The following is a 23,570-nucleotide window of genomic DNA, read 5'->3' as shown; positions in this document are numbered from 1 at the left end:
CAGCGTTCATCCTGAGCCAGGATCAAACTCTCCAATAAAGTTAGTTTGTCTAGCATCTAAAATAAAAATTGACGTTTCACGTTGTTTGTTTCGTTCAGTTTTCAAAGAACTTGTCTGTCGCTCATTTGCGACTTCCTTATGTTAACATCTTCGTTTTTCAATGTCAACTAAGTTTTTCAATTTCTTTTTGTCGTTTTTTGCGTTTCCGCATCAGCGACGGTTATTAATTTATCATATAATATCCATCGACGTCAACACTTTTTAATAAAAAGTTCTTTTTCTTACATAACGAATACATTCTTCTGCATTAGCGACTCTTCGAAACAAACAAAAAATGATTTTATATCTTTCTTCCATTGCCTTTTTTACAACGTCATGAATACGTTCATCTTCAAAATCAAATAAAAGTTCTTCTAACTCTCTCTTCAATATGTATTCCATTTCTTTTTTCTCTTCTTTCGTTAACATAAACCCAAGCAAATCATCACCTCAATCATTTCTTCCAGAGCAATAAAAATTAAGCCCATTTCCATTTAACAAAATCCTACCATCCATTATATCCACTACTTACGATATTAATCCCTTGTTCTCTTTTTTATATTTACAGCATATATGTAACTGAAAAGGATTGGACAAAGGGGCGTAATATTATGTTTTTCTTTTTTATTACGAGTAAAAGAAACTTTAAACACATTAGCTTAATAGTGATACTTTCCTTATTTACAGCATGGCTACTCTTTTTGAAAACATATTCACACGAGTCTGCTTTTTCAACCGCTACAGGACCTAAAGTTATTTACAAAGGCGACACCTCTAAAAAACAAGTTGCATTCACGTTTGATATTAGTTGGGGAGACAAAAAAGCAATTCCAATCCTTGATACACTTAAAGAAAGAGATATTAAGAATGCAACCTTCTTCCTTTCTGCTGCATGGGCAGAAAGACACCCTGATGTTGTTGAACGCATCATAAAAGATGGACATGAAATCGGTAGTATGGGTTATAATTACACGTCCTACACTTCTCTAGAGGCAAATGAAATACGAAGAGATCTTCTGCGAGCACAAGATGTTTTTACAAAACTCGGTGTGAAACAAATTAAACTATTGCGTCCACCTAGTGGAGACTTTAACAAGGCAACACTTAAAATAGCAGAATCACTCGGATACACTGTCGTTCATTGGAGTAATAACTCAAACGATTGGAAAAACCCTGGCGTAAACAATATCGTTTCCACCGTCTCTAATAATTTAAAAGGTGGAGATATCGTCTTATTACATGCATCCGATTCTGCTCTTCAAACAAATAAAGCTTTACCACTGCTTCTACAGAAATTAAAGAGTGACGGCTATGAGCAAATATCCGTATCACAACTTATTTCCAACACAAGTACGAAAAGTAAAGATGTCCAATAATTTTTTACACATAAAAAGCTCTACTACCTTTCGTTCAGGTAATAGAGCTTTTTTTATCCCGATATTTTTCATTCGTACAACTACCCTGCGTAAAAACTCTCTTAATTAGGCCGACTTACTCGTCTTTCCAATTAAACGATGTAATATAAGTAACTGATATGCATTACATAATAAAAGTGGTATCACCATTAAATATAACCAATCTGTATCATTAATTCGAAGTGCTGGTACCCACTCAAGAATTGTTACAACCACCATAAAGAACAAAGCTGGCACAAATGCCTTTTTATTCGTTTCCTTACTTTTTATATAAGCAACGATGGCACCAAACATAAATAACACACCAGCAACAAGTATGTTATTCCCTAATGAAATTTCCCCATTTGCAATCAATACCGATCTTAAATACACAAAATCAAATAAAACGAATGCAATGAAGAAGAGCTGGACTATATTCCATAAAGAAGGTGACCTGAACATCCCTAATCCAAAACGATGGATTGTTAAATAGGCAAAGAACCCCATTTGACTTATCACACTAAAAATAAATCCTACACCCATCAACCAGAAGGAAACTGCCAAAATTTCCTTTCCGTCGAAATTTTGAAAAAATTTCGCGTACTTGTCCCACTCTAAAACAAATCCAATAATGACTGTACTAACCCCACCAAGAAACAACGTCGTAAAAAATAGTCGAACCCACTTGCGGCTATTCACAACACATCCCCCATTATCCTTATATTTCTAATTAAATTGTATCAATGACAATTTCAAAAAGCTAGCCATGTTCATGTATAAATTCCTTAAAGATATTTATATTAAAAAGAGAGAACTGTGCTGAAAGGAGTTCCAACTTATGAAACGGATGCTGCTCGTTTTGACTTCTTCTTTTCTATTTCTTGTACTTGTAGCATGTGCACAAGAAAAAGAAGCAAAGTCCGAACTTGATTATGATCAAACGAAGAAAATGATTGTTGATATTTTAAAAACCGATCAAGGTAAGAAAGCCATTCAAGATGTGTTAACTGATGAAAAAATGAAACAAGCACTCATACTAGATGAAACAGTAGTAAAGAAAACGATTGAAGATGCAATGGTATCCGATAAAGGGCAACAATTCTGGGAAAAGCTCTTTAAAGACCCTGAGTTCTCATCGAAATTCGCTAAAAGTATGGGAAAAGAACAAACAGCCTTAATGAAAACATTACTAAAAGACCCTGAATACCAAGCAGGCGTTATAGAAATTATGAAAAACCCTGAAGTAGAAAAAATGATGTTACAAACAATGAAGAGCAAAGAATACCGTCAATATTTACAACAAGTATTAACAGAAACTGCTGAAAGCCCACTCTTCCAAGCTAAGATGATTGATATTATTAGTAAAGGTGTCCAAAAAGCCGAAAAAAGTGGTTCTGATAAAAAGGAAGCCGGCGGTGAAGGTGGTTCCCAAGAAGGTAAAAAGGAACAGCAGTAAAAATAATAACGATAATAATGAGTGGACAATACATGTATCATCCACTCATTATTATTTTATTTTTGCGCAACAGTTGTTTTATCAATTACCGCTTCAGCTATTGTGCGATAAATAAGACCTGTCGTATGCGTATCTTCATATACTGACGGCGCAAAATCTTCTTTATTCCAATCAGGTTGTTGAAGCGGGATTCGGCCAAGTACTTCTGTTTGAAGTTCTGTAGCTAATTTATCTCCACCACCTCTTCCAAACACATATTCTTTTTCGCCAGTTGTTTTACTTTCAAAATAAGCCATATTTTCAACAACACCAAGAATGCTATGTTCTGTACGTAAAGCCATTGCTCCAGCACGCGCTGCTACAAATGCCGCTGTTGGATGCGGTGTTGTGACAATAATCTCTTTACAAGCCGGCAACATCGAATGTAAGTCTAGCGCAACATCACCTGTACCTGGTGGTAAATCTAAAACTAAATAATCTAAATCGCCCCATTCTACTTCTGTAAAGAAATGATTTAACATTTTCCCAAGCATAGGCCCTCTCCAAATAACCGGTGCATTATCTTCTACAAAGAATCCCATTGAGATTACCTTTACACCTAGACGCTCCACTGGAATGATTTTATCTCCTCTTACTACAGGGCGTTTTTCTATCCCCATCATATCAGGTACGCTAAAACCATAAATATCAGCATCAATGATACCAACTTTTTTCCCTAGACGAGCTAAAGCAATAGCAAGGTTAACAGAAACTGTTGATTTCCCTACTCCACCTTTTCCACTCGCCACTGCTAAAAATGTCGTTTTCGAATTTGGTGACAATAAAGATTCAGTTTGCTCTTCTTCTTGTTCTGGTGCAAACTGAGCTAATTCCTCTTCTGTAAATTCTGCAAAGCGAAGCCCTACTGTTGCTGCTCCTAGTTCTTTTACTAACTTTACAATTCCAGATTGCAATTGCATTTGTTCCGCGGTACCAGTTTTTACGATTGCAATTTTAACACTTACATGTTCCTTCTCAGGCTTGACTGTTACCTCTTTAATTGCACCTGTTTCTTTTAACGTTTTATGTAAAAACGGATCTACAATCCCTTCTAACGCTTCCACTACTTGCTCTTTCGTTACCATAATTAGCCCAGCCCCCTGTATGAAAAATAACATAATGTTAATTAAATATATCTCTCTTTACTTTTGAAATAAATGCGTTTACATTTCCAGTATAACATATTTTCGGAAAACTTCGTTAACGAGAGAAACGCAAAAAAATCCTCCTTATTCTGGAGGATTTCCTTTTTCCGTGAAATAACGTAATATACCACGATATACTGCAGCTGCTACCTTTTGCTGATATTTCTCCGAATTTAACATATACCTTTCATTTACATTCGATAAAAAGCCAGCTTCAATTAAAGCACCTGGGTTTTTCGCATACTTTAATAAATACACATGAGAAATTGTTTTAGCAGAACGATTTGTATTCTCTAAACTCGTTCTCAACTCAGCTTGTATAAATTTCGCAGCACGTTCATTTTCAATTGAAGAACGGTAATAGAACGTTTGTGCGCCTTTCGATCCACTACTAGTTAAAGCATTTAAATGGATACTTGCAAAAAAATCTACATCGGGTTTATTAATAATCTCTACACGTTTTTTTAAATCTTCTGCTTTACGTCTACTATATGACTTTGTATCTTTCTGGGCTAAATCATAATCTCCCTCACGCGTTAAAATAACTAGTGCACCTTGCTCTTGTAAATAATCTTGCACCTTCTTTGTAATCTCAAGCGTAATATCTTTTTCTACAATATCCTTGCCACCAACAGCCCCTCCGTCTGGTCCACCATGCCCAGCATCTAATACGATTACTTTCCCTGATAAGGGTAAATTCCAAGCTCGCCACGATTTTGTAATTTGAAATTCTTGTTTGACTAAAAAAAACAAAATAACCGCAGCGAGTGCAAAAGAGATAATTCGAATTCTCTTCATACCTTTCCTCCTCCAGCTAGTCCCTCTAATTACTTATATGGGACAAGAGGAAAGTTTATGCTTGTCTTAATGAAGCTTTAATCGATATCTTCTTTCACCTTTTTCATATCCTTCCTGCCACCATAAGCCGATAAACTGCTGGCAAGATTCAAAAAGTAATTCCTCATCTTGTAACTTAATCTCCCGCATAGTCATGCTCGTTAAAAATTGAAATAGTGTTTCCGTTAATTGTTGCTCTTCTTCTAAGGCCCTATATTTCACATCAAAGAACGATTCGCCATAATAACCAAATTTACTATATCTCGCTCCTAATAAATACGATTCTATCCCTAATTCAATGCAGTAATCTTCATACTGACGATGAAGTTCCTGCATCTGAAAGGCATCTCTAATATTTGAACGTAATGTTTTTAATGATAATTCCCGCAGCATCTTCCGCTCATATTTCAACTGCTTTTCTTTTTGTTTTTCTTGTAAGCTGACAATGACATTCATAGTACTTATAAACCTCCCTAATACGTATTAGTCTAAACTTCTAAAGAAGAAGCATACGCGAGAGGATAGCACTAAAATATTCCAAACTACAAAAATTTCAAAAGAGGAATGAAACATAAAAAACCCCAACCAAAATGGTTGGGGTTTGTAGTTCGCAAAAATTAACGTTTTGAGAACTGAGGTGCACGACGTGCGCCTTTAAGACCGTATTTTTTACGCTCTTTCATACGTGCGTCACGAGTTAATAGACCTGCACGTTTTAGTGTTAAACGGTATTCTGGATCAGCTTTTAATAAAGCGCGAGAAATACCGTGACGAATAGCACCAGCTTGACCAGTGTATCCACCACCATTTACGTTTACAAGTACATCGTAGTTACCTAAAGTTTCTGTTGCAACTAGAGGTTGTTTCACTACTTCACGTAATGCAGCAAATGGGATATAGTTTTCAAAATCACGACCGTTAATGATAACGCGTCCTTCGCCTGGAACTAGGCGTACGCGCGCTACTGAACTCTTACGACGTCCAGTGCCATAGTATTGAACCTGTGCCAAAGTAAGCCCTCCTTTAATTGATTATCCGCGAAGTTCGTAAACTTCTGGTTTTTGTGCTTGGTGTGGATGCTCTGCTCCAGCATACACGTTTAGTTTCTTAGAAACTTGACGGCCTAAGCGTCCTTTTGGAAGCATGCCTTTAATTGCAAGCTCTAACATTTGTACAGGGTAGTTTGTACGCATTTCAAGAGCTGTTCTTTGTTTAAGTCCACCTGGGTGGTTAGTGTGACGGTAGTAAATTTTATCGTTTAATTTATTACCTGTTAAATGAATTTTCTCAGCGTTAATAATAATTACATGATCACCCGTGTCAACGTGTGGTGTAAATGTAGGTTTGTTTTTACCACGTAAAATGGATGCTACTTCACTAGCAAGGCGACCTAAAGTTTGACCTTCAGCATCAACCACATACCATTTACGCTCAACTTCGTTAGCTTTTGCCATAAAAGTCGTACGCATGTGTTTCCCTCCTCGTTATCTTTTCCATAGAAAAAATCTATTGTTTATCTTAAACACGATTTCCTTCCGGGGCTAATCGTGGTTTTAGAAACAATACCATATGTTATGATATACTTTTGAGTTTCTAATGTCAAGCAAATGTTACACCAGGATTAGTTGTTATAGTTTACCTGCCATAAATAAAGCCCATGACCAGGAGCCATCTTTCCAGCAAACTGACGATTTTGTTTCGCTAAAATCTCTGGAATGCTATCCGGATCAAGCTTTCCTTGCCCTACGCTCAGTAACGTACCAACAATAATCCTGACCATATTATATAAAAATCCATTACCTACAAAACGAAAAATTAATTCGTCGTCCTGCTCAATTAGCTCGATTTCATAAATTGTTCTCACTTTATCTTTTTTGTCAGTTTTTGCCGAACAAAAAGAAGTGAAATCATGCGTTCCAATAAAATAAGGGATCGCTTTTCTTATAGCATTTATTTCGAGCGGATATGGATATTGATATACGTAATTTCTACGGAATACATCCGCAGTCTTTGATAATAATACACGATAACGATATTCTTTTCTCTCGACACCGTAACGTGCGTGAAATTCTTCTGTTTTTTTCTCTACCTGTGTGATAACAATATCATCTGGTAACATAGTGTTTAATGCATTGCTCCATTGCCACTCTTCAAGAGACAACGGTGTATCAAAGTGTATCACTTGTCCTTTAGCATGAACGGTAGAATCCGTTCTGCCCGATGCCTGAACACGAACAAGTTCCCCTTTATGCAATTTCTGCAAAGCTTTCTCTATCTCTTGTTGAACAGTACGATGCTGCGGTTGAATTTGATAACCACAAAAATGCATGCCATCATATGCAACCGTACATTTTATTCTATCCATTTCTCTATTCTCCATTACGATCGCACCCATGCCAAAATACAAGCTAAACAAAGTAAGCTTATAATCGTTACAGTATCGCTTGTTTTCCAGCGTAGTTGCCTAAATTTAGTACGTCCTTCGCCACTTTGATATCCACGGGCTTCCATAGCAATTGCTAAGTCTTCTGCACGCTTAAAAGCACTGATAAATAGAGGAACGAGTAGTGAAATGATAGCTTTCATCCTATCTTTTATCGGTCCCCCTGCAAAATCAATACCACGTGACGATTGTGCCTTCATTATTTTACTCGTTTCATCCATTAATGTCGGGATAAAACGAAGAGAAATTGACATCATTAATGCGATTTCATGAACAGGAACTTTTATACGCTTCAACGGCTTTAATAACGTCTCCAAACCATCTGTAATCTCAATAGGTGTCGTCGTTAACGTTAATAATGTCGTCATTAAAATAATAACGAAGAATCGTATAGAAATGTATATTCCTTGCTCTAATCCTTTTTCATGTATCGAAAACCAACCAAGCTGGAATAATACTTCCCCTTCTTTATTCGTAAAAATATGCAGGAAAAATGTGAAAAGAAAAATCCATAGAATTGGTTTTAAGCCCGAAAGTACATAACGAATCGGCACTTTTGCAAAAAATAAAGCAATGAGTGCATATAAAAATAAAAATCCATATGAAATCGCATTATTTGCTAAGAAAACAACAAATACATATAAAAAGACAATCAGCAGCTTCGTACGTGGATCAAGTTGATGAATAAGAGAATTCCCTGGAATATATCTTCCAATAATCAACTGCTGCATGATTCATGACCACCTTTTCGTAACACCTGCACAACTTCATGAGTAAGATCCTCTAAAGATAAGGTAGCCTTTGGGATTGAAATGCCAAACTTCTCTTCAATTGCACGTTTATACTTTAAAGACATAGGAAGATCCACGCCAATTTTCTCTAGTTCATCAGCATGTGAAAATACTTCCTCTGCACTTCCTTGCAAAAAGACCGTTCCTTTATGCATGACTACAATCTGCTCGGCATATTTAGCAGCATCCTCCATATTATGCGTTACAAGGATAACTGTAAGGCCTTTCTCCTTATGTAGCTTATAAAACATCTCCATAAGTTCCTTTTGCCCTTTTGGATCTAGTCCTGCTGTAGGTTCATCTAATACAAGCACTTCGGGTTCCATCGCTAATACGCCTGCTATCGCAACACGCCTCATTTGCCCACCACTTAACTCAAATGGTGAACGTGCTAACAGTTCTGGTTCTAACCCTACAAGTTGAATTGCCTCTCTTGCCTTTTGCTTCGCTTCTTCTACAGATACACCAAAATTAGTAGGGCCGAAGCAAATATCTTTCTCCACAGTCTCTTCAAACAACTGATGTTCTGGGAATTGAAAGACAACCCCTACCTTTTTACGTAGTGGCTTTAGCTTTTTTTCTTTCTTTCCTGCCGAAATGAAATGTTCACCGATTTGAACTGTGCCATTTGTCGGCTGCAATAAACCATTTAAATGTTGAATCATCGTCGACTTACCTGAACCAGTATGACCGATAATGGCATAATAGCCCCCACTTGGAAACGACACGTCTACATCATAAAGTGCGCGTCTTTCAAATGGAGTTTTATATTGATAACGATGTTCTACTTTTTGGAATGTAATCTCCAAAGTTCGTTCACCAAGCTTTCCATTGTAAGATGCGTATTTTGCAAGAGAATTTCATTTCTTTTTAATAATTCTGCTATTTTCACTGAAAATGGTACATCTAATCCAATTTCTTGGAGCATATGAGAGGACTTGAAAATTTGTTCTGGAGTCCCTTCCTCTAATATCTCTCCCTTATTTAAAATAATGACACGGTCTGACTGTGCCGCTTCTTCTAAATCGTGCGTAATTGATAACACGGTAATACCTTTTTCATTAACAAGTTGTCTAACCGTTTCTACCACTTCACGTCTCCCTTGAGGGTCTAGCATTGACGTTGCTTCATCTAATATCAAAATAGACGGCTGAAGTGCTAAAACGCCTGCTATTGCTACTCGCTGCTTTTGCCCACCAGATAACGAATGTGGCTCATCATTAAGAAAATCTTCCATACGGACTAGTCGTAAGGCCTGATCTAATCTTTCTACCATTTGCTCTCTTGGCATTCCGATATTCTCTAAACCAAAGACAACGTCATCTTGCACTGTCGTTCCAACAAATTGATTATCTGGATTTTGAAATACCATCCCAATTTGTTTTCGAACATCCCATACCGTTTCCTCTGACAAAACCATTGTATCATTTACTGTAATTGTCCCTGCTTCCGGCAAAAACAAACCATTCAATAATTTTGCAAGTGTAGACTTCCCAGAACCGTTTTGTCCAATAACAGATACCCATTCTCCTTCAAATAAGGAGAATGAAACATCTTTTAATGCATAAGTGGCTGCACCAGGATATTGAAATGATATATTTTCTGTCCGAAGTTTCTCTTTTTTCAATACAAGGCACCCTTTCCTTCGCCAAGTAAGCCTATTTTTATATTTAAAAAAAAGGGCCATGACCAGTTTCTTGAAAAGAACTGTCCTGCCCTTTTAATTATCATTATACTAACTCGATAATTACCATTGGTGCTGCGTCTCCGCGACGTGGACCAATTTTTGCAATACGAGTGTATCCGCCTTGGCGCTCAGCATAGCGTGGAGCTACATCAGCGAATAGTTTTTGAAGTGCATCTTGACCAGTCTCAGCGTTAGCTACTTCATTGCGAATGAAAGCTGCTGCTTGACGACGAGCATGAAGATCTCCGCGTTTACCTAAAGTGATCATTTTTTCCACTACAGAACGAAGTTCTTTTGCACGAGTTTCTGTCGTTTGGATGCGCTCGTTGATAATTAAATCAGTAGCTAAGTCACGTAACATAGCTTTACGTTGCGCACTTGTACGGCCTAATTTTCTGTATGCCATTCGTAGTTCCCTCCTTTGTTGATGGGTTTAAATCCTCAGTCGTCTTTACGTAAACCTAAACCTAATTCCTCAAGTTTATGTTTAACTTCTTCTAAGGATTTACGTCCTAAGTTACGAACTTTCATCATATCTTCTTCTGTTTTGTTCGCAAGCTCTTGTACAGTATTAATTCCTGCACGTTTTAGGCAATTATAAGAACGAACAGAAAGGTCTAGTTCTTCGATAGTCATCTCAAGAACTTTCTCTTTTTGATCTTCTTCCTTCTCGACCATAATCTCAGCATTTTGTGCTTCATCAGTTAAACCAACAAAGATATTTAAATGCTCAGTTAAGATTTTGGCACCTAAAGAGATAGCTTCTTTTGGCCCGATGCTTCCATCCGTCCATACATCAAGCGTAAGCTTATCATAATTAGCCACTTGTCCGACACGTGTCTTTTCCACTTGGTAAGTCACACGTGATACTGGAGTATAAATAGAATCAATAGGAATTACTCCTATTGGTTGATCTTCGCTTTTATTTGCATCAGCTGGCGTATACCCACGGCCACGCTTTGCAGTTAAACGCACGCGGAAATGCGCATCTTTTGCTAACGTTGCAATGTGTAAATCTGGATTTAAGATTTCTACATCACTATCGTGAGTAATATCAGCAGCTGTGACAATACCTTCGCCCTGCACATCAATTTCCAACGTCTTCTCTTCTTCAGAGTAGATTTTAAGAGCTAACTTTTTCAAGTTTAAGATGATCGTTGTAACGTCTTCTACTACGCCCTCAACTGTTGAAAATTCATGTAATACGCCATCGATTTGGATAGCAGTAACAGCGGCACCAGGGAGTGAAGATAAAAGAATACGACGTAAGGAGTTACCCAACGTAGTACCATATCCACGCTCAAGCGGTTCAATTACGAATTTACCATATTTAGCATCTTCGTTAAGTTCAACCGTTTCGATTTTCGGCTTTTCGATTTCAATCATTAACTAAACCCTCCTTCAAAACGTCGAAACCCCGGTTAAACAAAGGTATAACCCCTGTCTAACCGAAAGTCCCCCTTAGGCAGTTCCCGATTGTGCACAACAAGCGATGTTTCTGTACGAAATTTCTCGATAATGCATCATATCCATTATAGACAAAAGGGAAAATTCTATACAGAAAAATTACACACGACGACGTTTTGGTGGACGACATCCATTATGAGGAACTGGAGTAACATCTCTAATTGCTGTTACTTCTAGACCTGCAGCTTGAAGAGCACGAATTGCAGCTTCACGACCAGCACCAGGACCTTTAACAGTAACCTCTAAAGTTTTTAAACCGTGCTCCATTGCAGCTTTAGCAGCAGTTTCAGCAGCCATTTGCGCAGCGAATGGAGTAGATTTACGAGATCCACGGAAACCAAGTGCACCAGCACTAGACCAAGAAAGTGCGTTACCGTGAGTATCTGTAAGTGTTACGATTGTGTTGTTGAAAGTAGAACGAATATGAGCTACACCAGCTTCAATATTCTTTTTCACACGTTTTTTACGAGTGTTTGTTTTACGTGCCATTGTTAGTTCAACCTCCTTTACTTATTATTTCTTTTTATTTGCTACTGTACGACGTGGACCTTTACGTGTACGAGCATTGTTTTTAGAGTTTTGACCACGAACTGGTAAACCACGACGGTGACGAAGACCACGGTAAGAACCGATCTCCATTAGACGTTTGATGTTAAGAGATACTTCACGACGAAGGTCTCCCTCAACTTTAATACGATCGATGATATCACGGATACGTCCTAATTCGTCTTCCGTTAAATCACGAACTCGTGTTTCTTCAGAAACACCAGCTTCAGCAAGAATTTTTTCAGCAGTTGTGCGACCAATGCCGAATACGTAAGTTAAAGAAATAACAACGCGTTTGTCACGAGGAATATCTACACCTGCGATACGTGCCATTCTGAATGCACCTCCTTCTGATTAACCTTGTTTTTGTTTATGTTTAGGGTTTTCACAAATAACCATTACTTTTCCACGTCTACGAATAACTTTACATTTTTCGCAGATTGGTTTAACTGACGGTCTTACTTTCATGTCTCGAACCTCCTTAAAGATTACGGAGTGCTATATTATTTAAAACGGTACGTAATACGACCACGATTTAAATCGTACGGAGATAATTCTACCGTAACTTTGTCTCCTGGTAAAATACGAATGAAGTTCATACGGATTTTACCAGAAACGTGAGCCAATACGACATGCCCATTCTCTAATTCTACTTTGAACATAGCATTTGGCAACGTTTCAAGAACGGTACCTTCGACTTCAATTACATCATCTTTAGCCATTCAATAGTTCTCCCTTCTTCAAATCAGTAACATTTTACACTGCTCTGAAATCCCGGAGAGCCAGCTACTTATAAAGTGGTAAGGATTTCGTATCCTGCTTCTGTAAGAGCAATCGTGTGCTCAAAATGGGCACACCATTTACCATCTACCGTTACCACTGTCCAGTCATCAGATAGTGTTTTTACATATCGTCTTCCTTGATTCACCATCGGCTCAACACAGATGACCATTCCCGGCTTTAATCTAGGGCCTCTATTTGGTGGACCATAGTGCGGGATTTGAGGGTCCTCATGTAAGTCTTGCCCGATTCCGTGACCAACATACTCCCTAACGATCGAGAATCCATTCTCTTCAGCATGGGTTTGAACCGCATGTGAGATATTTGATAATCTCTCGCCTGGTTTTACTTGTTCTAGACCAAGATACAACGATTTTTCTGTGACATCAAGTAGCTTTTGAACAGATTCAGAAATGTTTCCAACTGGATACGTCCATGCAGAATCTCCATGGTACCCATTGTATTTCGCACCAATATCGATACTGATGATATCGCCCTCTTTGAGCTTGCGCTTCCCTGGAATTCCGTGTACAAGCTCTTCATTTACAGAAGCACATATGCTCCCCGGAAATCCGTTGTATCCTTTAAAAGATGGCGTAGCACCATATTTTTGAATCGTCTTTTCCGCTATTTGATCGAGCTCTTTCGTTGTAATTCCTGGAGTAATGTGCTGTTTTAACTCTTGATGAGTCAAAGCAACGATCCTGCCCGCTTCTCGCATGATTTCTATCTCGCGAGGAGTTTTGCAGATTATCATTACGCTAAGCCTCCGATGAGAACATCGATATCAGCAAATACTTTATTGATATCTTGCTCACCATTAATGCTTTGTAAGTAACCAAGCTCCTCGTAGAAATCAAGCAAAGGTTTAGTTTGCTTAATATTTACATCTAAGCGATTTGCTACAGTTTCTTCATTGTCATCAGAGCGTTGATATAACTCGCCACCACATTTATCGCACACGTCAGCTTTTGCTGGCGGATTGAATTCTAAGTGGTAAGTCGCACCGCACTCTTTACAAATGCGACGGCCTGTAAGGCGTTTTAATAACAATCCTGAATCCACATTAATGTTTAAAACATAGTCGATTTTTTTGCCAAGATCTTTCATAATCTCTTCAAGAGCTGATGCTTGTGCAACAGTTCGTGGGAAACCATCTAATAAGAAGCCTCTTACGCAGTCTTCTTGACTTAAACGTTCACGAACGATTCCGATTGTAACTTCATCTGGAACAAGTGCCCCTTTATCAATAAAGGATTTTGCTTGTAAACCCATTTCAGTTTCAGCCTTCATAGCTGCACGGAACATATCTCCTGTTGAGATGTGAGGGATGTTATACTTAGCAACAATCTGTTCGGCTTGTGTACCTTTACCAGCACCAGGAAGCCCCATTAAAATTAAGTTCATCCTTGTTCCCCCTCAGAGTACATGAGCATGTAGGGAAGACAATACTTCCCACTTACTCACTGCTTGATAAACCCTTTGTAATGGCGTTTTACCAGTTGGCTTTCTAGCTGCTTCATTGTTTCTAAAGCAACGCCGACAACGATTAACATACTCGTTCCACCGATCTGTGCAGATGGAGGAAGATTTCCCAGCTTCGTAAAGATAACTGGTAAGATTGCAATCGCTGCTAGGAAAATTGATCCTACAAAGGTCAAACGATACAAGATTTTTGTTAGATATTGTTCCGTATTCTTACCCGGACGAATACCTGGAACATATCCACCTTGTTTGTTTAGATTCTCTGACATTTGCTCTGGATTAACCTGAACAAATGCATAGAAATATGTGAAGGCTACAATGAGCGCAACATATATGATCATTCCCACTGGGTGAGAATAGTTAAAGTTTGCAATAATCCACTGCGATACATCATGTTTCGGGAAGAACTGTGCAATAGTCGGAGGCGTAATTAAGAATGAAACAGCAAAAATTACTGGAATAACACCAGCACTATTTACCTTAAGCGGTAAATGTGTGTTTTGTGCTCCAGCATAACCACCATTTCCTCCTGTTACACGCTTCGCATATTGAATTGGGATCTTTCTAACAGCCTGTTGAATGAAAATAACACCCACAATAACTGCTAGCACAGCTAGTAAGATCAATGCAACTTTAACGATACTCATGAACAATTGATCTCCGATATTTTGAAACTGTTGCTGATACACTTGAGATATAACACTTGGGATCGCTGCGGCAATACCACCAAAGATCAGGATGGAAATACCATTACCTACACCTTTAGCTGTAATCTGTTCACCTAACCACATTAAAAATGCAGTACCAGCAGTCAGTACCGTAGCAATGTATAAATAAGTGCTCCAACCAGGATTCAAAATTAATTGTCCACCTACCATACCGTTAAAACCGATTGACATACCAAACCCCTGAATAAACGCAAGAACAATTGTAAAATAACGCGTGAATTGCGTTAATTTACGACGACCCATTTCACCTTGCTTCGCCCATTCCGAAAATTTAGGAACAACATCCATCTGCAATAATTGCACGATGATGGATGCTGTAATATACGGCATGATTCCCATCGCAAAGATGGAGAAGTTTTTCAAGGCTCCACCGCCAAATGTATTTAGAATACCTAAAGCATTTAATTGATCTTGTGCCTTCAGTACGTCTCCATTTGTAAATGGCACGGGGATAAACGTGCCAATCCTGAATACGATTAACATCGCTAAAGTGAATAATATTTTACGTCTTATCTCAGCAACGCGCATAAAGTTGGAGATTGTACGAAACATTAGATCACCTCAACTGATCCGCCAGCTGCTTCAATTGCTTCTTTAGCACTTGAAGAGAACTTGTGCGCTTTAACAGTTAGTTTTTTCTCTACTGCGCCGCTTGCAAGAATTTTAACACCGTCGTTTAATTTGCTGATAACGCCAGTTTCCAGCAATAATTCAGGTGTTACTTCTGTACCATCTTCAAAACGATTTAACGTTGATAAGTTTACAATAGCAAACTCTTTACGGTTAATGTTTGTGAAGCCGCGTTTTGGTAAACGACGGAATAATGGAGTTTGACCACCTTCGAAGCCAAGACGAACACCGCCGCCAGAACGTGCGTTTTGTCCTTTATGACCTTTACCAGCAGTTTTACCGTTACCAGAACCGATACCACGACCGACACGGTTACGTACTTTACGAGAACCTTCTGCAGGTTTTAATTCATGAAGTTTCATTCCCAGGCACCTCCTTATATTAATGAGTTATCCTTAAGCTTCTTTTACAGTTACAAGGTGAGAAACTTTGTTGATCATACCAAGAATAGCAGGAGTTTCTTCCTTAACTACAGTTGAATTCAACTTTTTAAGACCTAAAGCTTCTACCGTCGCACGTTGATCTTGTGGACGACCAATTACACTACGAGTGAGGGTAATTTCTAACTTTTTCGCCATTTGTTTTCCCTCCTTAACCTAGTAGCTCTTCTACAGATTTACCGCGTAATTTTGCAACATCTTCAGCGCGCTTAAGTTCGCTTAATCCGTTCACAGTAGCGCGAATCATGTTGATTGGTGTGTTAGAACCAAGAGATTTCGAAAGAATATCTTGTACACCAGCTAATTCAAGGACCGCACGAACAGGTCCACCAGCAATAACACCAGTACCCTCAGCAGCAGGCTTTAAGAATACTTCACCAGCGCCAAAATGACCGTTGATTGTGTGTGGAATTGTTGTACCAACTAATGGTACAGCGATTAAGTTTTTCTTAGCGTCTTCGATAGCTTTGCGGATTGCGTCTGGTACCTCTTGTGCTTTACCAGTACCGAATCCAACATGACCGTTTTTATCGCCAACTACAACTAGTGCAGCAAAGCGGAAACGACGACCACCCTTAACAACTTTCGCGACACGATTTATCGTAACTACACGTTCTTCAAGTTCTAATTTACTTGGGTCAATGCGATGCATCAATTTTCCCTCCTTTGACCATTAAAATTGTAATCCAGCCTCACGAGCAGCTTCAGCTAGAGCTTTAACACGGCCATGGTATAAGTAACCACCGCGATCAAATACTACTTCTTTAACGCCTTTCTCTACAGCACGCTTAGCAACTGATTCTCCAACTTTCGTAGCAGCTTCAATATTGCTAGTACCGTTAAGAGCAAGGTCTTTATCAAGAGTAGATGCACTTACTAACGTTACACCATTCACATCATCAATAACTTGAGCGTAAATATGTTGGTTAGAACGGAACACGTTTAAACGTGGACGCTCTGCAGTACCAGTAAGTTTAGCACGTACACGTGCATGTCTTTTCTTACGAGTCGCATTTTTATCAGCTTTAGTGATCATTCTTGTCACTCCTTTCTCTCACCTAACGGGTTTACTTAGCAGTTTTACCTTCTTTACGACGAACAACTTCGCCTTCGTAACGAATACCTTTACCTTTGTAAGGCTCAGGAGCACGTACAGCACGGATGTTAGCAGCGAATTCGCCAACACGTTGCTTGTCGATACCTTTGATTACGATCTTAGTTGGTGCAGGTACTTCAACTTCAAGACCTGCTTCCGGAGTCATTTCTACTGGATGAGAATAACCTACGCTTAATACAAGTTTATCACCTTGTTTTTGAGCACGGTAACCAACACCGACTAATTCAAGTCCGCGTGCGAAACCTTCAGTTACACCTTCAACCATGTTTCCGATTAAAGCACGAGTTGTACCGTGTAATGCACGGTGTTCCTTCTGTTCAGATGGACGCTCAACTGTTAATGTATTCTCTTCAATTTTGATAAGCATATCAGCATTGAAAGTACGAGTTAATTCACCTTTAGGGCCTTTTACTGTTACAGTATTGTCTTCTGCAACTGTAATAGTAACACCTGCAGGGATTTCAAGAATCTTTTTACCAATACGAGACATGTGGTCACACCTCCGTTCGTTTTAAATATATATTACCAAACGTATGCTACTACTTCTCCACCAGTTTGTAATTGACGAGCGTCTTTGTCTGTCATTACTCCCTTAGATGTAGAAACAAGAGCGATACCTAATCCGTTAAGTACACGTGGTACTTCGTCAGCTTTAGCGTAAACGCGTAAGCCAGGTTTACTGATACGTTTTAATCCAGTGATTACACGTTCATTGTTTGCACCATATTTCAGGAAAATACGAAGGATACCTTGTTTGTTATCCTCGATGTATTCTACATCACGAATGAAACCTTCACGTTTTAAAAGTTCAGCGATCTCTTTTTTGATTTTAGAAGCAGGAACCTCTAATTTCTCATGACGTACCATGTTCGCATTACGGATGCGAGTAAGCATGTCTGCAATTGGATCTGTCATCACCATGTGTTTTACCTCCTTCCCATTTGTGGGTTTTACCAACTAGCTTTTTTAACACCAGGAATTTGACCTTTATATGCAAGTTCACGGAAACAAATACGGCAAAGTTTAAATTTGCGGTATACAGAATGCGGACGACCGCAGCGTTCGCAACGTGTATACTCTTGTACTTTAAACTTAGGAGTACGCTTTTGTTTCGCTATCATAGATTTTTTAGCCACGTTTTCGCCTCCTCTACTTAGCGTTGGCTTCCATTATTTTTGGAATGGCATACCGAATTGTGTTAACAGTTCACGAGCTTCTTCATCAGTTTTCGCTGTAGTAACGATTACGATGTCCATACCGCGGACTTTGCTTACTTTATCATAATCAATCTCAGGGAAAATAAGTTGCTCTTTAACACCTAATGTGTAGTTTCCACGACCATCGAATGATTTCTTAGAAACACCACGGAAATCACGTACACGTGGTAAAGAAACTGATACTAATTTGTCGAAGAACTCATACATTTGCTCGCCGCGTAAAGTTACTTTCGCACCGATTGGCATACCTTCACGAAGACGGAAACCAGCGATTGATTTTTTAGCACGAGTTACAACAGGTTTTTGACCTGTGATTTGTGTTAATTCTTCTACTGCGTTGTCTAACGCTTTAGAGTTAGATACCGCGTCACCAACACCAGTGTTGATTACGATCTTTTCGATTTTTGGTACCTGCATTACAGATTTATAGTTAAACTTGCTCACTAGAGCAGGAGTAATTTCCTTTTGGAACTTCTCTTTAAGGCGATTCAATGAAGTGACCTCCTTTCTTAAGAAAATTATTTATCTAATAATTCACCAGATTTTTTTGCAATACGAACTTTTTTACCATCTTCTACTTTGAAGCCTACACGAGTAGGTTCACCTGTTTTCGGATCTAAAATCATAACGTTAGAAACGTGAATAGGTGCTTCTTTAGTAATAATTCCACCTTGTGGATTTAATTGAGATGGCTTAGAGTGCTTCTTAACGATATTGACACCCTCAACGATAACACGGTTTTGCTTTGGGAAAGCCACAAGGATAACGCCTTGTTTTCCTTTGTCTTTACCAGTGATTACCTGTACTTTATCACCTTTTTTTACATGCATCTTAATTCTGCACCTCCTTAGCAAGGCAATACCTTAAATTATAGAACTTCTGGAGCTAAAGAAACGATCTTCATGAAGTTGCTATCACGTAATTCACGAGCTACTGGTCCGAAGATACGAGTACCACGTGGGCTCTTATCGTCTTTAATGATAACCGCTGCGTTTTCATCAAATTTGATGTAAGAACCGTCCGGACGACGAGCTCCGCTCTTCGTACGTACTACTACTGCTTTAACAACGTCACCTTTTTTAACAACGCCACCTGGTGTTGCTTGTTTTACCGTAGCAACGATAATGTCACCAATGTTAGCATATTTACGACCAGAGCCGCCTAATACTTTAATTGTTAAAAGTTCACGTGCACCAGAGTTGTCAGCAACTTTCAAACGAGATTCTTGTTGGATCATGTTATGAAACCTCCCTTCGGACTAAAAATTCCGATTCGTCTATTTAGATAATAACCGCTTCTTCAACGATTTCAACTAAACGGAAACGCTTAGTAGCAGAAAGCGGGCGAGTTTCCATGATTTTAACGATATCGCCAAGTTTCGCTTGGTTTTGCTCATCATGGGCTTTGTACTTCTTAGAATACTTAACACGTTTTCCGTACAAGGAATGAGTTTTGTAAGTTTCAACTAAAACTGTAATCGTTTTGTCCATTTTGTCAGACACTACACGACCAGTATAAACTTTGCGTTGGTTACGTTCGCTCACTATGCAAACCTCCCCTCAATTTATCGATTAATTCCGATCTCTCTTTCACGAACTACAGTTTTCATACGAGCAATTGCTTTACGCACTTCACGAATGCGAGTTGGATTCTCTAATTGTCCTGTAGCAAGTTGGAAGCGAAGATTAAACAACTCTTCCTTTAAAGCTTTAACTTTTGTTTCGATTTCGGCAGTGGTTAATTCACGAATATCATTAGTTTTCATTAGATTCACCACCATTTTCTTCACGTTTTACGAATTTACATTTCACAGGTAACTTGTGAGCTGCAAGACGTAATGCTTCGCGTGCTACCTCTTCAGATACACCCGCGATTTCGAACATAATTTTCCCAGGTTTTACTACTGCTACCCAGCCTTCTGGTGCCCCTTTACCGGAACCCATACGTACTTCTAGAGGTTTTGCAGTGTAAGGTTTAGAAGGGAAAATTTTAATCCATACTTTACCGCCACGTTTCATGTAACGAGTCATTGCACGACGAGCAGCTTCGATTTGACGGTTTGTAATCCATGAAGCAGCTTGTGCTTGTAAACCGAATTCACCGAAAGCAATTTCAGTTCCACCTTTTGCACGACCACGCATTTTACCACGATGCTCTCTACGATATTTTACGCGTTTTGGCATTAACATATTATTTTCCTCCTTCCTCAGAAGCTTTCTTTTTTGTAGGAAGGACTTCTCCACGGTAGATCCATACTTTTACGCCTAATTTACCGTATGTTGTATCAGCTTCAACTGCTGCATAGTCAATATCAGCGCGAAGTGTATGAAGTGGAACAGTTCCTTCACTGTAAGATTCTGCACGAGCGATATCAGCTCCGCCAAGACGACCAGAAACCTGTGTTTTAATACCTTTAGCACCTGCACGCATAGCACGTTGAATAACTTGCTTTTGTGCACGACGGAATGATACACGGTTTTCTAATTGACGAGCAATATTTTCGCCTACTAATTTAGCGTTAAGATCAGCTCTCTTAACTTCTAAAATGTTGATGTGTACACGCTTGCCTGTTAATTGGTTAAGAGCTTTACGAAGTGCTTCAACTTCAGTACCACCTTTACCAATTACCATACCAGGTTTTGCTGTGTGAATTGTAACATTTACACGATTTGCTGCACGTTCGATTTCTACTTTAGCAACAGCAGAATCTTTTAAGCGTACATTAATGTACTCACGGATTTTGATGTCTTCATGTAATAATGTAGCGTAATCTTTCTCAGCGAACCAACGAGATTCCCAGTCACGGATAACGCCGACACGAAGACCAATTGGATTAACCTTTTGACCCATCGATTATCCCTCCTTCTTTTCTGATACCACAACTGTGATGTGGCTTGTGCGTTTGTTAATTTGGCTTGCACGACCCATTGCACGTGGACGGAAACGTTTTAACGTCGGACCTTCGTCAACGAAAACTTTCTCAACAACTAGGCTGTTAATGTCCATTTCATAATTGTGCTCTGCATTTGCGATTGCAGATTTTAAAACTTTTTCTACAACTGGAGAAGCAGTTTTTGGTGTGTGGTTAAGGATAGCAATCGCTTCACCCACTTGCTTACCTCGGATTAAGTCTACAACTAAACGAACTTTACGAGGAGCAATACGAACTGTTCTCGCTACTGCTTTAGCTTGCATTGAAGTGCCTCCTCTCATTATCTTCTAGTTTTCTTATCGTCAGCATCATGACCTTTATACGTACGAGTTGGTGCGAATTCACCTAACTTGTGGCCTACCATGTCTTCAGTAACATATACAGGTACATGTTTACGACCGTCATATACAGCGATTGTGTGACCGATGAACTGAGGGAAGATCGTTGAACGACGAGACCAAGTTTTAACAACTTGCTTTTGCTCAGTTTCATTTAGCTTTGCAATTTTACTCATTAAATGATCATCGACAAATGGTCCTTTTTTCAAGCTACGAGCCATTTTGGTGCCTCCCTTCGTGATTGCCGTACGGTTCTCAAAGTGAACCGTACTACAATCCCATTATTTTTTACGACGACGAACGATGAATTTGTCAGACGCTTTGTTTTTCTTACGAGTTTTGAATCCAAGAGTTGGTTTACCCCATGGAGACATTGGAGACTTACGTCCGATTGGTGAACGTCCTTCACCACCACCGTGTGGGTGATCAACTGGGTTCATTACAGAACCACGAACAGTTGGGCGCTTACCTAACCAGCGAGAGCGACCAGCTTTACCGATCTTGATAAGTTCGTGTGACTCGTTACCAACTTGACCTACAGTTGCACGGCAAGCAGATAATACAAGACGCACTTCACCAGAAGTTAAACGTACAAGAACGTATTTACCTTCTTTACCAAGTACTTGTGCAGATGTACCAGCAGAACGAACTAATTGTCCACCACGACCTGGTTTAAGCTCGATGTTATGAACAACAGTACCTACTGGAATGTTGATTAATGGTAATGCGTTACCGATTTTAATGTCAGCTTCAGCGCCAGACATAATTTCCATACCTACTTCTAAGTTCTTAGGAGCAAGAATGTAACGTTTTTCACCGTCAACGTAGTTAATTAATGCGATATTCGCAGAGCGGTTTGGATCGTATTCGATCGTAGCAACGCGTCCTGGAATTCCATCTTTGTTACGTTTGAAGTCGATGATACGGTATTGACGCTTATGTCCGCCACCTTGATGACGTACAGTGATTTTACCTTGGTTATTACGACCAGCCTTTTTGCTTAAAGGAGCAAGTAAAGACTTTTCGGGTCTGTCAGTCGTGATTTCAGCGAAATCATTCGTAGTCATGTTACGACGACCGTTAGTAGTTGGATTATACTTTTTAATTCCCATCTCAATTTCCCTCCTTCTTTAGTAAGAATTAAACGCCTTGGAAGATTTCGATTTCTTTGCTGTCAGCAGTTAGCTTAACGATTGCTTTACGACGACGGCTAGTAAAACCAGCGTGACGACCAACGCGTTTTGCTTTCGGCTTGTAGTTCATGATGTTCACTTTTTCTACTTTAACACCAAAGATCGCTTCAAGAGCATCTTTAACTTCTGTTTTATTAGATTTAACGTCCACATCGAACGTGTATTTTTTTTCAGCCATCATTTCCATAGAACGTTCAGTGATAACTGGGCGCTTAATGATATCACGAGGATCTCTCATTATGCAAGCACCTCCTCTACTTTTTCCACTGCCGCTTTTGTCATGATTAGCTTATCATGATGAAGCACGTCTAAAACGTTTACGCCATCAGCAGTGATTACTGTTACTCCAGGGATATTGCGAGCAGATAACTCTACAGATTCGTTTGCATCAGCAGTTACGATAAGAGCTTTCTTCTCAACAGTTAATCCTTTAAGTACTGCTAGCATATCTTTTGTTTTTGGTGCATTTAACACTAGGTCTTCAAGAACTACAATGTTGTTCTCAACTACTTTAGTAGCTAATGCAGATTTGATTGCTAAACGACGAACTTTCTTAGGAAGTTTGTACGCATAGCTTCTTGGTGTAGGTCCGAATACCGTACCACCACCACGCCATTGAGGAGAGCGGATAGACCCTTGACGAGCACGTCCAGTTCCTTTTTGACGCCATGGTTTACGACCACCACCGCGAACTTCAGAGCGAGTTTTTACTTTGTGTGTACCTTGACGTAAAGATGCACGTTGCATCATTACAGCTTCGAAAAGTACAGCTTCATTTGGTTCGATACCGAAAATAGCTTCAGCTAATTCGATTTCACCAACCTGTGAACCAGTTTGGTTATATACAGTAACTTTTGGCATTGGAA

General features: G+C 39.2%; 41 protein-coding genes. 2 read left to right on the top strand and 39 right to left on the bottom strand.

Going from position 1 to position 23,570, the window contains the following annotated elements:
- Positions 1–261: 261 nt before the first annotated feature.
- Positions 262–480, bottom strand: a complete 219-nt coding sequence (locus ACTFNE_RS26395) for a hypothetical protein (protein WP_000900296.1) — start codon at positions 478–480, stop codon at positions 262–264.
- A gap of 170 nt (positions 481–650) precedes the next feature.
- On the opposite strand from ACTFNE_RS26395, the gene pdaB reads away from it, so the two are divergent.
- Entirely contained in the window at positions 651–1,415 is a 765-nt protein-coding gene (gene pdaB, locus ACTFNE_RS26390) for a polysaccharide deacetylase family sporulation protein PdaB (protein WP_000464707.1), read from the top strand.
- 105 nt (positions 1,416–1,520) lie between these two features.
- Here the strand turns inward: pdaB and kbaA are convergent, their stop codons facing one another.
- On the bottom strand, positions 1,521–2,132 hold the full coding sequence (gene kbaA / locus ACTFNE_RS26385; protein ID WP_001088516.1) for a KinB signaling pathway activation protein KbaA: 612 nt from the start codon (positions 2,130–2,132) through the stop codon (positions 1,521–1,523).
- A 139-nt stretch (positions 2,133–2,271) separates the two neighbouring features.
- Between kbaA and gerD the strand changes: the two genes are divergently transcribed.
- On the top strand, positions 2,272–2,889 hold the full coding sequence (gerD, locus tag ACTFNE_RS26380) for a spore germination protein GerD (RefSeq protein ID WP_000827519.1): 618 nt from the start codon (positions 2,272–2,274) through the stop codon (positions 2,887–2,889).
- A 56-nt stretch (positions 2,890–2,945) separates the two neighbouring features.
- On the opposite strand, the gene ACTFNE_RS26375 is transcribed toward gerD, so the two are convergent.
- The 37 genes from ACTFNE_RS26375 to rplD all read right to left on the bottom strand — a co-directional run bounded on the left by ACTFNE_RS26375 (position 2,946) and on the right by rplD (position 23,565).
- Positions 2,946–4,013 carry an Mrp/NBP35 family ATP-binding protein gene (locus tag ACTFNE_RS26375; RefSeq protein ID WP_000256607.1) on the bottom strand — a complete coding sequence of 356 codons (1,068 nt, stop codon included), beginning with the start codon at positions 4,011–4,013 and terminating at the stop codon, positions 2,946–2,948.
- A 144-nt stretch (positions 4,014–4,157) separates the two neighbouring features.
- Entirely contained in the window at positions 4,158–4,871 is a 714-nt protein-coding gene (gene cwlD, locus ACTFNE_RS26370; RefSeq protein WP_000822435.1) for an N-acetylmuramoyl-L-alanine amidase CwlD, read from the bottom strand.
- 66 nt (positions 4,872–4,937) lie between these two features.
- Positions 4,938–5,366 carry a YbaK family protein gene (locus tag ACTFNE_RS26365; RefSeq protein WP_001101006.1) on the bottom strand — a complete coding sequence of 143 codons (429 nt, stop codon included), beginning with the start codon at positions 5,364–5,366 and terminating at the stop codon, positions 4,938–4,940.
- 161 nt (positions 5,367–5,527) lie between these two features.
- Positions 5,528–5,920, bottom strand: a complete 393-nt coding sequence (rpsI, locus tag ACTFNE_RS26360; protein WP_000079986.1) for a 30S ribosomal protein S9 — start codon at positions 5,918–5,920, stop codon at positions 5,528–5,530.
- Positions 5,921–5,941: 21 nt separating this feature from the next.
- Positions 5,942–6,379: a 50S ribosomal protein L13 gene (gene rplM / locus ACTFNE_RS26355; RefSeq protein ID WP_001260793.1), complete on the bottom strand. Its 438-nt coding sequence runs from the start codon at positions 6,377–6,379 to the stop codon at positions 5,942–5,944.
- Positions 6,380–6,531: 152 nt separating this feature from the next.
- Positions 6,532–7,275, bottom strand: coding sequence for a tRNA pseudouridine(38-40) synthase TruA (gene truA, locus ACTFNE_RS26350; protein WP_002163776.1), 744 nt, complete (start codon positions 7,273–7,275; stop codon positions 6,532–6,534).
- A gap of 14 nt (positions 7,276–7,289) precedes the next feature.
- Positions 7,290–8,084: an energy-coupling factor transporter transmembrane component T family protein gene (locus ACTFNE_RS26345; RefSeq protein WP_001186532.1), complete on the bottom strand. Its 795-nt coding sequence runs from the start codon at positions 8,082–8,084 to the stop codon at positions 7,290–7,292.
- Positions 8,072–8,953, bottom strand: coding sequence for an energy-coupling factor ABC transporter ATP-binding protein (locus ACTFNE_RS26340; protein WP_046199535.1), 882 nt, complete (start codon positions 8,951–8,953; stop codon positions 8,072–8,074). The genes ACTFNE_RS26345 and ACTFNE_RS26340 overlap by 13 nt, the downstream gene beginning before the upstream one ends.
- A complete protein-coding gene (locus tag ACTFNE_RS26335; RefSeq protein ID WP_046199534.1) occupies positions 8,929–9,771 on the bottom strand; it encodes an energy-coupling factor ABC transporter ATP-binding protein in 843 nt (280 codons plus the stop codon). The genes ACTFNE_RS26340 and ACTFNE_RS26335 overlap by 25 nt, the downstream gene beginning before the upstream one ends.
- 103 nt (positions 9,772–9,874) lie before the next feature.
- Entirely contained in the window at positions 9,875–10,237 is a 363-nt protein-coding gene (gene rplQ, locus ACTFNE_RS26330; RefSeq protein ID WP_000331490.1) for a 50S ribosomal protein L17, read from the bottom strand.
- 35 nt (positions 10,238–10,272) lie between these two features.
- On the bottom strand, positions 10,273–11,217 hold the full coding sequence (locus tag ACTFNE_RS26325; RefSeq protein ID WP_000569643.1) for a DNA-directed RNA polymerase subunit alpha: 945 nt from the start codon (positions 11,215–11,217) through the stop codon (positions 10,273–10,275).
- A 180-nt stretch (positions 11,218–11,397) separates the two neighbouring features.
- The gene (rpsK, locus tag ACTFNE_RS26320) at positions 11,398–11,787 is read right to left on the bottom strand and encodes a 30S ribosomal protein S11 (protein ID WP_000101799.1); all 390 of its coding nucleotides are present in this window, start codon (positions 11,785–11,787) and stop codon (positions 11,398–11,400) included.
- A gap of 24 nt (positions 11,788–11,811) precedes the next feature.
- Positions 11,812–12,177 carry a 30S ribosomal protein S13 gene (gene rpsM / locus ACTFNE_RS26315; protein ID WP_000090789.1) on the bottom strand — a complete coding sequence of 122 codons (366 nt, stop codon included), beginning with the start codon at positions 12,175–12,177 and terminating at the stop codon, positions 11,812–11,814.
- A gap of 21 nt (positions 12,178–12,198) precedes the next feature.
- Positions 12,199–12,312, bottom strand: coding sequence for a 50S ribosomal protein L36 (gene rpmJ, locus ACTFNE_RS26310; protein WP_000868344.1), 114 nt, complete (start codon positions 12,310–12,312; stop codon positions 12,199–12,201).
- A 35-nt stretch (positions 12,313–12,347) separates the two neighbouring features.
- Complete coding sequence (gene infA, locus ACTFNE_RS26305) at positions 12,348–12,566, bottom strand: translation initiation factor IF-1 (RefSeq protein WP_001029884.1); 219 nt, start codon at positions 12,564–12,566, stop codon at positions 12,348–12,350.
- Between the two features lie 68 nt (positions 12,567–12,634).
- The gene (gene map / locus ACTFNE_RS26300) at positions 12,635–13,381 is read right to left on the bottom strand and encodes a type I methionyl aminopeptidase (RefSeq protein WP_000582539.1); all 747 of its coding nucleotides are present in this window, start codon (positions 13,379–13,381) and stop codon (positions 12,635–12,637) included.
- The gene (locus tag ACTFNE_RS26295) at positions 13,381–14,031 is read right to left on the bottom strand and encodes an adenylate kinase (RefSeq protein WP_001048996.1); all 651 of its coding nucleotides are present in this window, start codon (positions 14,029–14,031) and stop codon (positions 13,381–13,383) included. Before ACTFNE_RS26295 ends, map begins: the two co-directional genes overlap by 1 nt.
- Positions 14,032–14,087: 56 nt before the next feature.
- On the bottom strand, positions 14,088–15,389 hold the full coding sequence (secY, locus tag ACTFNE_RS26290; protein ID WP_000490114.1) for a preprotein translocase subunit SecY: 1,302 nt from the start codon (positions 15,387–15,389) through the stop codon (positions 14,088–14,090).
- The gene (gene rplO, locus ACTFNE_RS26285; protein ID WP_000766080.1) at positions 15,389–15,829 is read right to left on the bottom strand and encodes a 50S ribosomal protein L15; all 441 of its coding nucleotides are present in this window, start codon (positions 15,827–15,829) and stop codon (positions 15,389–15,391) included. The genes secY and rplO overlap by 1 nt, the downstream gene beginning before the upstream one ends.
- Positions 15,830–15,862: 33 nt before the next feature.
- Complete coding sequence (gene rpmD / locus ACTFNE_RS26280; protein ID WP_001085234.1) at positions 15,863–16,045, bottom strand: 50S ribosomal protein L30; 183 nt, start codon at positions 16,043–16,045, stop codon at positions 15,863–15,865.
- A 13-nt stretch (positions 16,046–16,058) separates the two neighbouring features.
- Entirely contained in the window at positions 16,059–16,559 is a 501-nt protein-coding gene (gene rpsE, locus ACTFNE_RS26275; protein WP_000554646.1) for a 30S ribosomal protein S5, read from the bottom strand.
- 21 nt (positions 16,560–16,580) lie between these two features.
- Entirely contained in the window at positions 16,581–16,943 is a 363-nt protein-coding gene (rplR, locus tag ACTFNE_RS26270) for a 50S ribosomal protein L18 (RefSeq protein ID WP_000628816.1), read from the bottom strand.
- A gap of 31 nt (positions 16,944–16,974) precedes the next feature.
- The gene (rplF, locus tag ACTFNE_RS26265; RefSeq protein WP_000086558.1) at positions 16,975–17,514 is read right to left on the bottom strand and encodes a 50S ribosomal protein L6; all 540 of its coding nucleotides are present in this window, start codon (positions 17,512–17,514) and stop codon (positions 16,975–16,977) included.
- Between the two features lie 32 nt (positions 17,515–17,546).
- The gene (gene rpsH / locus ACTFNE_RS26260; protein ID WP_000245511.1) at positions 17,547–17,945 is read right to left on the bottom strand and encodes a 30S ribosomal protein S8; all 399 of its coding nucleotides are present in this window, start codon (positions 17,943–17,945) and stop codon (positions 17,547–17,549) included.
- Positions 17,946–17,974: 29 nt separating this feature from the next.
- Positions 17,975–18,160: a 30S ribosomal protein S14 gene (gene rpsN / locus ACTFNE_RS26255; RefSeq protein WP_001085700.1), complete on the bottom strand. Its 186-nt coding sequence runs from the start codon at positions 18,158–18,160 to the stop codon at positions 17,975–17,977.
- A gap of 33 nt (positions 18,161–18,193) precedes the next feature.
- Positions 18,194–18,733: a 50S ribosomal protein L5 gene (rplE, locus tag ACTFNE_RS26250; protein ID WP_001080831.1), complete on the bottom strand. Its 540-nt coding sequence runs from the start codon at positions 18,731–18,733 to the stop codon at positions 18,194–18,196.
- A gap of 26 nt (positions 18,734–18,759) precedes the next feature.
- A complete protein-coding gene (gene rplX / locus ACTFNE_RS26245) occupies positions 18,760–19,071 on the bottom strand; it encodes a 50S ribosomal protein L24 (RefSeq protein WP_000558200.1) in 312 nt (103 codons plus the stop codon).
- A gap of 38 nt (positions 19,072–19,109) precedes the next feature.
- On the bottom strand, positions 19,110–19,478 hold the full coding sequence (rplN, locus tag ACTFNE_RS26240) for a 50S ribosomal protein L14 (protein WP_000615912.1): 369 nt from the start codon (positions 19,476–19,478) through the stop codon (positions 19,110–19,112).
- A gap of 43 nt (positions 19,479–19,521) precedes the next feature.
- Positions 19,522–19,785: a 30S ribosomal protein S17 gene (gene rpsQ / locus ACTFNE_RS26235; protein WP_000004106.1), complete on the bottom strand. Its 264-nt coding sequence runs from the start codon at positions 19,783–19,785 to the stop codon at positions 19,522–19,524.
- A gap of 20 nt (positions 19,786–19,805) precedes the next feature.
- The gene (rpmC, locus tag ACTFNE_RS26230; protein ID WP_000855718.1) at positions 19,806–20,006 is read right to left on the bottom strand and encodes a 50S ribosomal protein L29; all 201 of its coding nucleotides are present in this window, start codon (positions 20,004–20,006) and stop codon (positions 19,806–19,808) included.
- Entirely contained in the window at positions 19,996–20,430 is a 435-nt protein-coding gene (gene rplP, locus ACTFNE_RS26225; protein WP_000928969.1) for a 50S ribosomal protein L16, read from the bottom strand. Before rplP ends, rpmC begins: the two co-directional genes overlap by 11 nt.
- A gap of 1 nt (position 20,431) precedes the next feature.
- The gene (gene rpsC / locus ACTFNE_RS26220; RefSeq protein WP_000529956.1) at positions 20,432–21,091 is read right to left on the bottom strand and encodes a 30S ribosomal protein S3; all 660 of its coding nucleotides are present in this window, start codon (positions 21,089–21,091) and stop codon (positions 20,432–20,434) included.
- A 3-nt stretch (positions 21,092–21,094) separates the two neighbouring features.
- Positions 21,095–21,436, bottom strand: coding sequence for a 50S ribosomal protein L22 (gene rplV, locus ACTFNE_RS26215; protein WP_001148025.1), 342 nt, complete (start codon positions 21,434–21,436; stop codon positions 21,095–21,097).
- Positions 21,437–21,453: 17 nt separating this feature from the next.
- Positions 21,454–21,732: a 30S ribosomal protein S19 gene (gene rpsS / locus ACTFNE_RS26210; RefSeq protein WP_000124453.1), complete on the bottom strand. Its 279-nt coding sequence runs from the start codon at positions 21,730–21,732 to the stop codon at positions 21,454–21,456.
- Positions 21,733–21,792: 60 nt separating this feature from the next.
- Entirely contained in the window at positions 21,793–22,623 is an 831-nt protein-coding gene (gene rplB, locus ACTFNE_RS26205; protein WP_000511580.1) for a 50S ribosomal protein L2, read from the bottom strand.
- A gap of 28 nt (positions 22,624–22,651) precedes the next feature.
- A complete protein-coding gene (gene rplW / locus ACTFNE_RS26200) occupies positions 22,652–22,942 on the bottom strand; it encodes a 50S ribosomal protein L23 (RefSeq protein ID WP_001205558.1) in 291 nt (96 codons plus the stop codon).
- Complete coding sequence (gene rplD / locus ACTFNE_RS26195; protein ID WP_001127258.1) at positions 22,942–23,565, bottom strand: 50S ribosomal protein L4; 624 nt, start codon at positions 23,563–23,565, stop codon at positions 22,942–22,944. The genes rplW and rplD overlap by 1 nt, the downstream gene beginning before the upstream one ends.
- Between the last annotated feature and the right edge of the window lie 5 nt (positions 23,566–23,570).

It is taken from the genome of Bacillus cereus group sp. MYBKT111-2, from assembly GCF_051915205.1.
In the GTDB taxonomy this organism is placed as follows: domain Bacteria; phylum Bacillota; class Bacilli; order Bacillales; family Bacillaceae_G; genus Bacillus_A; species Bacillus_A paranthracis.
This window is presented reverse-complemented; position numbering and strand designations above follow the sequence as displayed.

Coding starts and splice junctions, on each gene's coding strand:
- pdaB (WP_000464707.1), top strand. CDS start 651: ATGTTTTTCTTTTTTATTACGAGTAAAAGAAACTTTAAACACATTAGC.
- gerD (WP_000827519.1), top strand. CDS start 2,272: ATGAAACGGATGCTGCTCGTTTTGACTTCTTCTTTTCTATTTCTTGTA.
- ACTFNE_RS26375 (WP_000256607.1), bottom strand. CDS start 4,013: ATGGTAACGAAAGAGCAAGTAGTGGAAGCGTTAGAAGGGATTGTAGAT.
- cwlD (WP_000822435.1), bottom strand. CDS start 4,871: ATGAAGAGAATTCGAATTATCTCTTTTGCACTCGCTGCGGTTATTTTG.
- ACTFNE_RS26365 (WP_001101006.1), bottom strand. CDS start 5,366: ATGAATGTCATTGTCAGCTTACAAGAAAAACAAAAAGAAAAGCAGTTG.
- rplM (WP_001260793.1), bottom strand. CDS start 6,379: ATGCGTACGACTTTTATGGCAAAAGCTAACGAAGTTGAGCGTAAATGG.
- truA (WP_002163776.1), bottom strand. CDS start 7,275: ATGGATAGAATAAAATGTACGGTTGCATATGATGGCATGCATTTTTGT.
- ACTFNE_RS26345 (WP_001186532.1), bottom strand. CDS start 8,084: ATGCAGCAGTTGATTATTGGAAGATATATTCCAGGGAATTCTCTTATT.
- rplQ (WP_000331490.1), bottom strand. CDS start 10,237: ATGGCATACAGAAAATTAGGCCGTACAAGTGCGCAACGTAAAGCTATG.
- ACTFNE_RS26325 (WP_000569643.1), bottom strand. CDS start 11,217: ATGATTGAAATCGAAAAGCCGAAAATCGAAACGGTTGAACTTAACGAA.
- rpsK (WP_000101799.1), bottom strand. CDS start 11,787: ATGGCACGTAAAACAAACACTCGTAAAAAACGTGTGAAAAAGAATATT.
- rpsM (WP_000090789.1), bottom strand. CDS start 12,177: ATGGCACGTATCGCAGGTGTAGATATTCCTCGTGACAAACGCGTTGTT.
- rpmJ (WP_000868344.1), bottom strand. CDS start 12,312: ATGAAAGTAAGACCGTCAGTTAAACCAATCTGCGAAAAATGTAAAGTT.
- infA (WP_001029884.1), bottom strand. CDS start 12,566: ATGGCTAAAGATGATGTAATTGAAGTCGAAGGTACCGTTCTTGAAACG.
- map (WP_000582539.1), bottom strand. CDS start 13,381: ATGATAATCTGCAAAACTCCTCGCGAGATAGAAATCATGCGAGAAGCG.
- ACTFNE_RS26295 (WP_001048996.1), bottom strand. CDS start 14,031: ATGAACTTAATTTTAATGGGGCTTCCTGGTGCTGGTAAAGGTACACAA.
- secY (WP_000490114.1), bottom strand. CDS start 15,389: ATGTTTCGTACAATCTCCAACTTTATGCGCGTTGCTGAGATAAGACGT.
- rplO (WP_000766080.1), bottom strand. CDS start 15,829: ATGAAACTTCATGAATTAAAACCTGCAGAAGGTTCTCGTAAAGTACGT.
- rpmD (WP_001085234.1), bottom strand. CDS start 16,045: ATGGCGAAAAAGTTAGAAATTACCCTCACTCGTAGTGTAATTGGTCGT.
- rpsE (WP_000554646.1), bottom strand. CDS start 16,559: ATGCATCGCATTGACCCAAGTAAATTAGAACTTGAAGAACGTGTAGTT.
- rplR (WP_000628816.1), bottom strand. CDS start 16,943: ATGATCACTAAAGCTGATAAAAATGCGACTCGTAAGAAAAGACATGCA.
- rplF (WP_000086558.1), bottom strand. CDS start 17,514: ATGTCTCGTATTGGTAAAAAGATTCTTGAAATCCCTGCAGGTGTTACT.
- rpsH (WP_000245511.1), bottom strand. CDS start 17,945: ATGGTGATGACAGATCCAATTGCAGACATGCTTACTCGCATCCGTAAT.
- rplX (WP_000558200.1), bottom strand. CDS start 19,071: ATGCATGTAAAAAAAGGTGATAAAGTACAGGTAATCACTGGTAAAGAC.
- rplN (WP_000615912.1), bottom strand. CDS start 19,478: ATGATCCAACAAGAATCTCGTTTGAAAGTTGCTGACAACTCTGGTGCA.
- rpmC (WP_000855718.1), bottom strand. CDS start 20,006: ATGAAAACTAATGATATTCGTGAATTAACCACTGCCGAAATCGAAACA.
- rplP (WP_000928969.1), bottom strand. CDS start 20,430: ATGTTAATGCCAAAACGCGTAAAATATCGTAGAGAGCATCGTGGTAAA.
- rpsC (WP_000529956.1), bottom strand. CDS start 21,091: ATGGGTCAAAAGGTTAATCCAATTGGTCTTCGTGTCGGCGTTATCCGT.
- rplV (WP_001148025.1), bottom strand. CDS start 21,436: ATGCAAGCTAAAGCAGTAGCGAGAACAGTTCGTATTGCTCCTCGTAAA.
- rpsS (WP_000124453.1), bottom strand. CDS start 21,732: ATGGCTCGTAGCTTGAAAAAAGGACCATTTGTCGATGATCATTTAATG.
- rplB (WP_000511580.1), bottom strand. CDS start 22,623: ATGGGAATTAAAAAGTATAATCCAACTACTAACGGTCGTCGTAACATG.
- rplW (WP_001205558.1), bottom strand. CDS start 22,942: ATGAGAGATCCTCGTGATATCATTAAGCGCCCAGTTATCACTGAACGT.
- rplD (WP_001127258.1), bottom strand. CDS start 23,565: ATGCCAAAAGTTACTGTATATAACCAAACTGGTTCACAGGTTGGTGAA.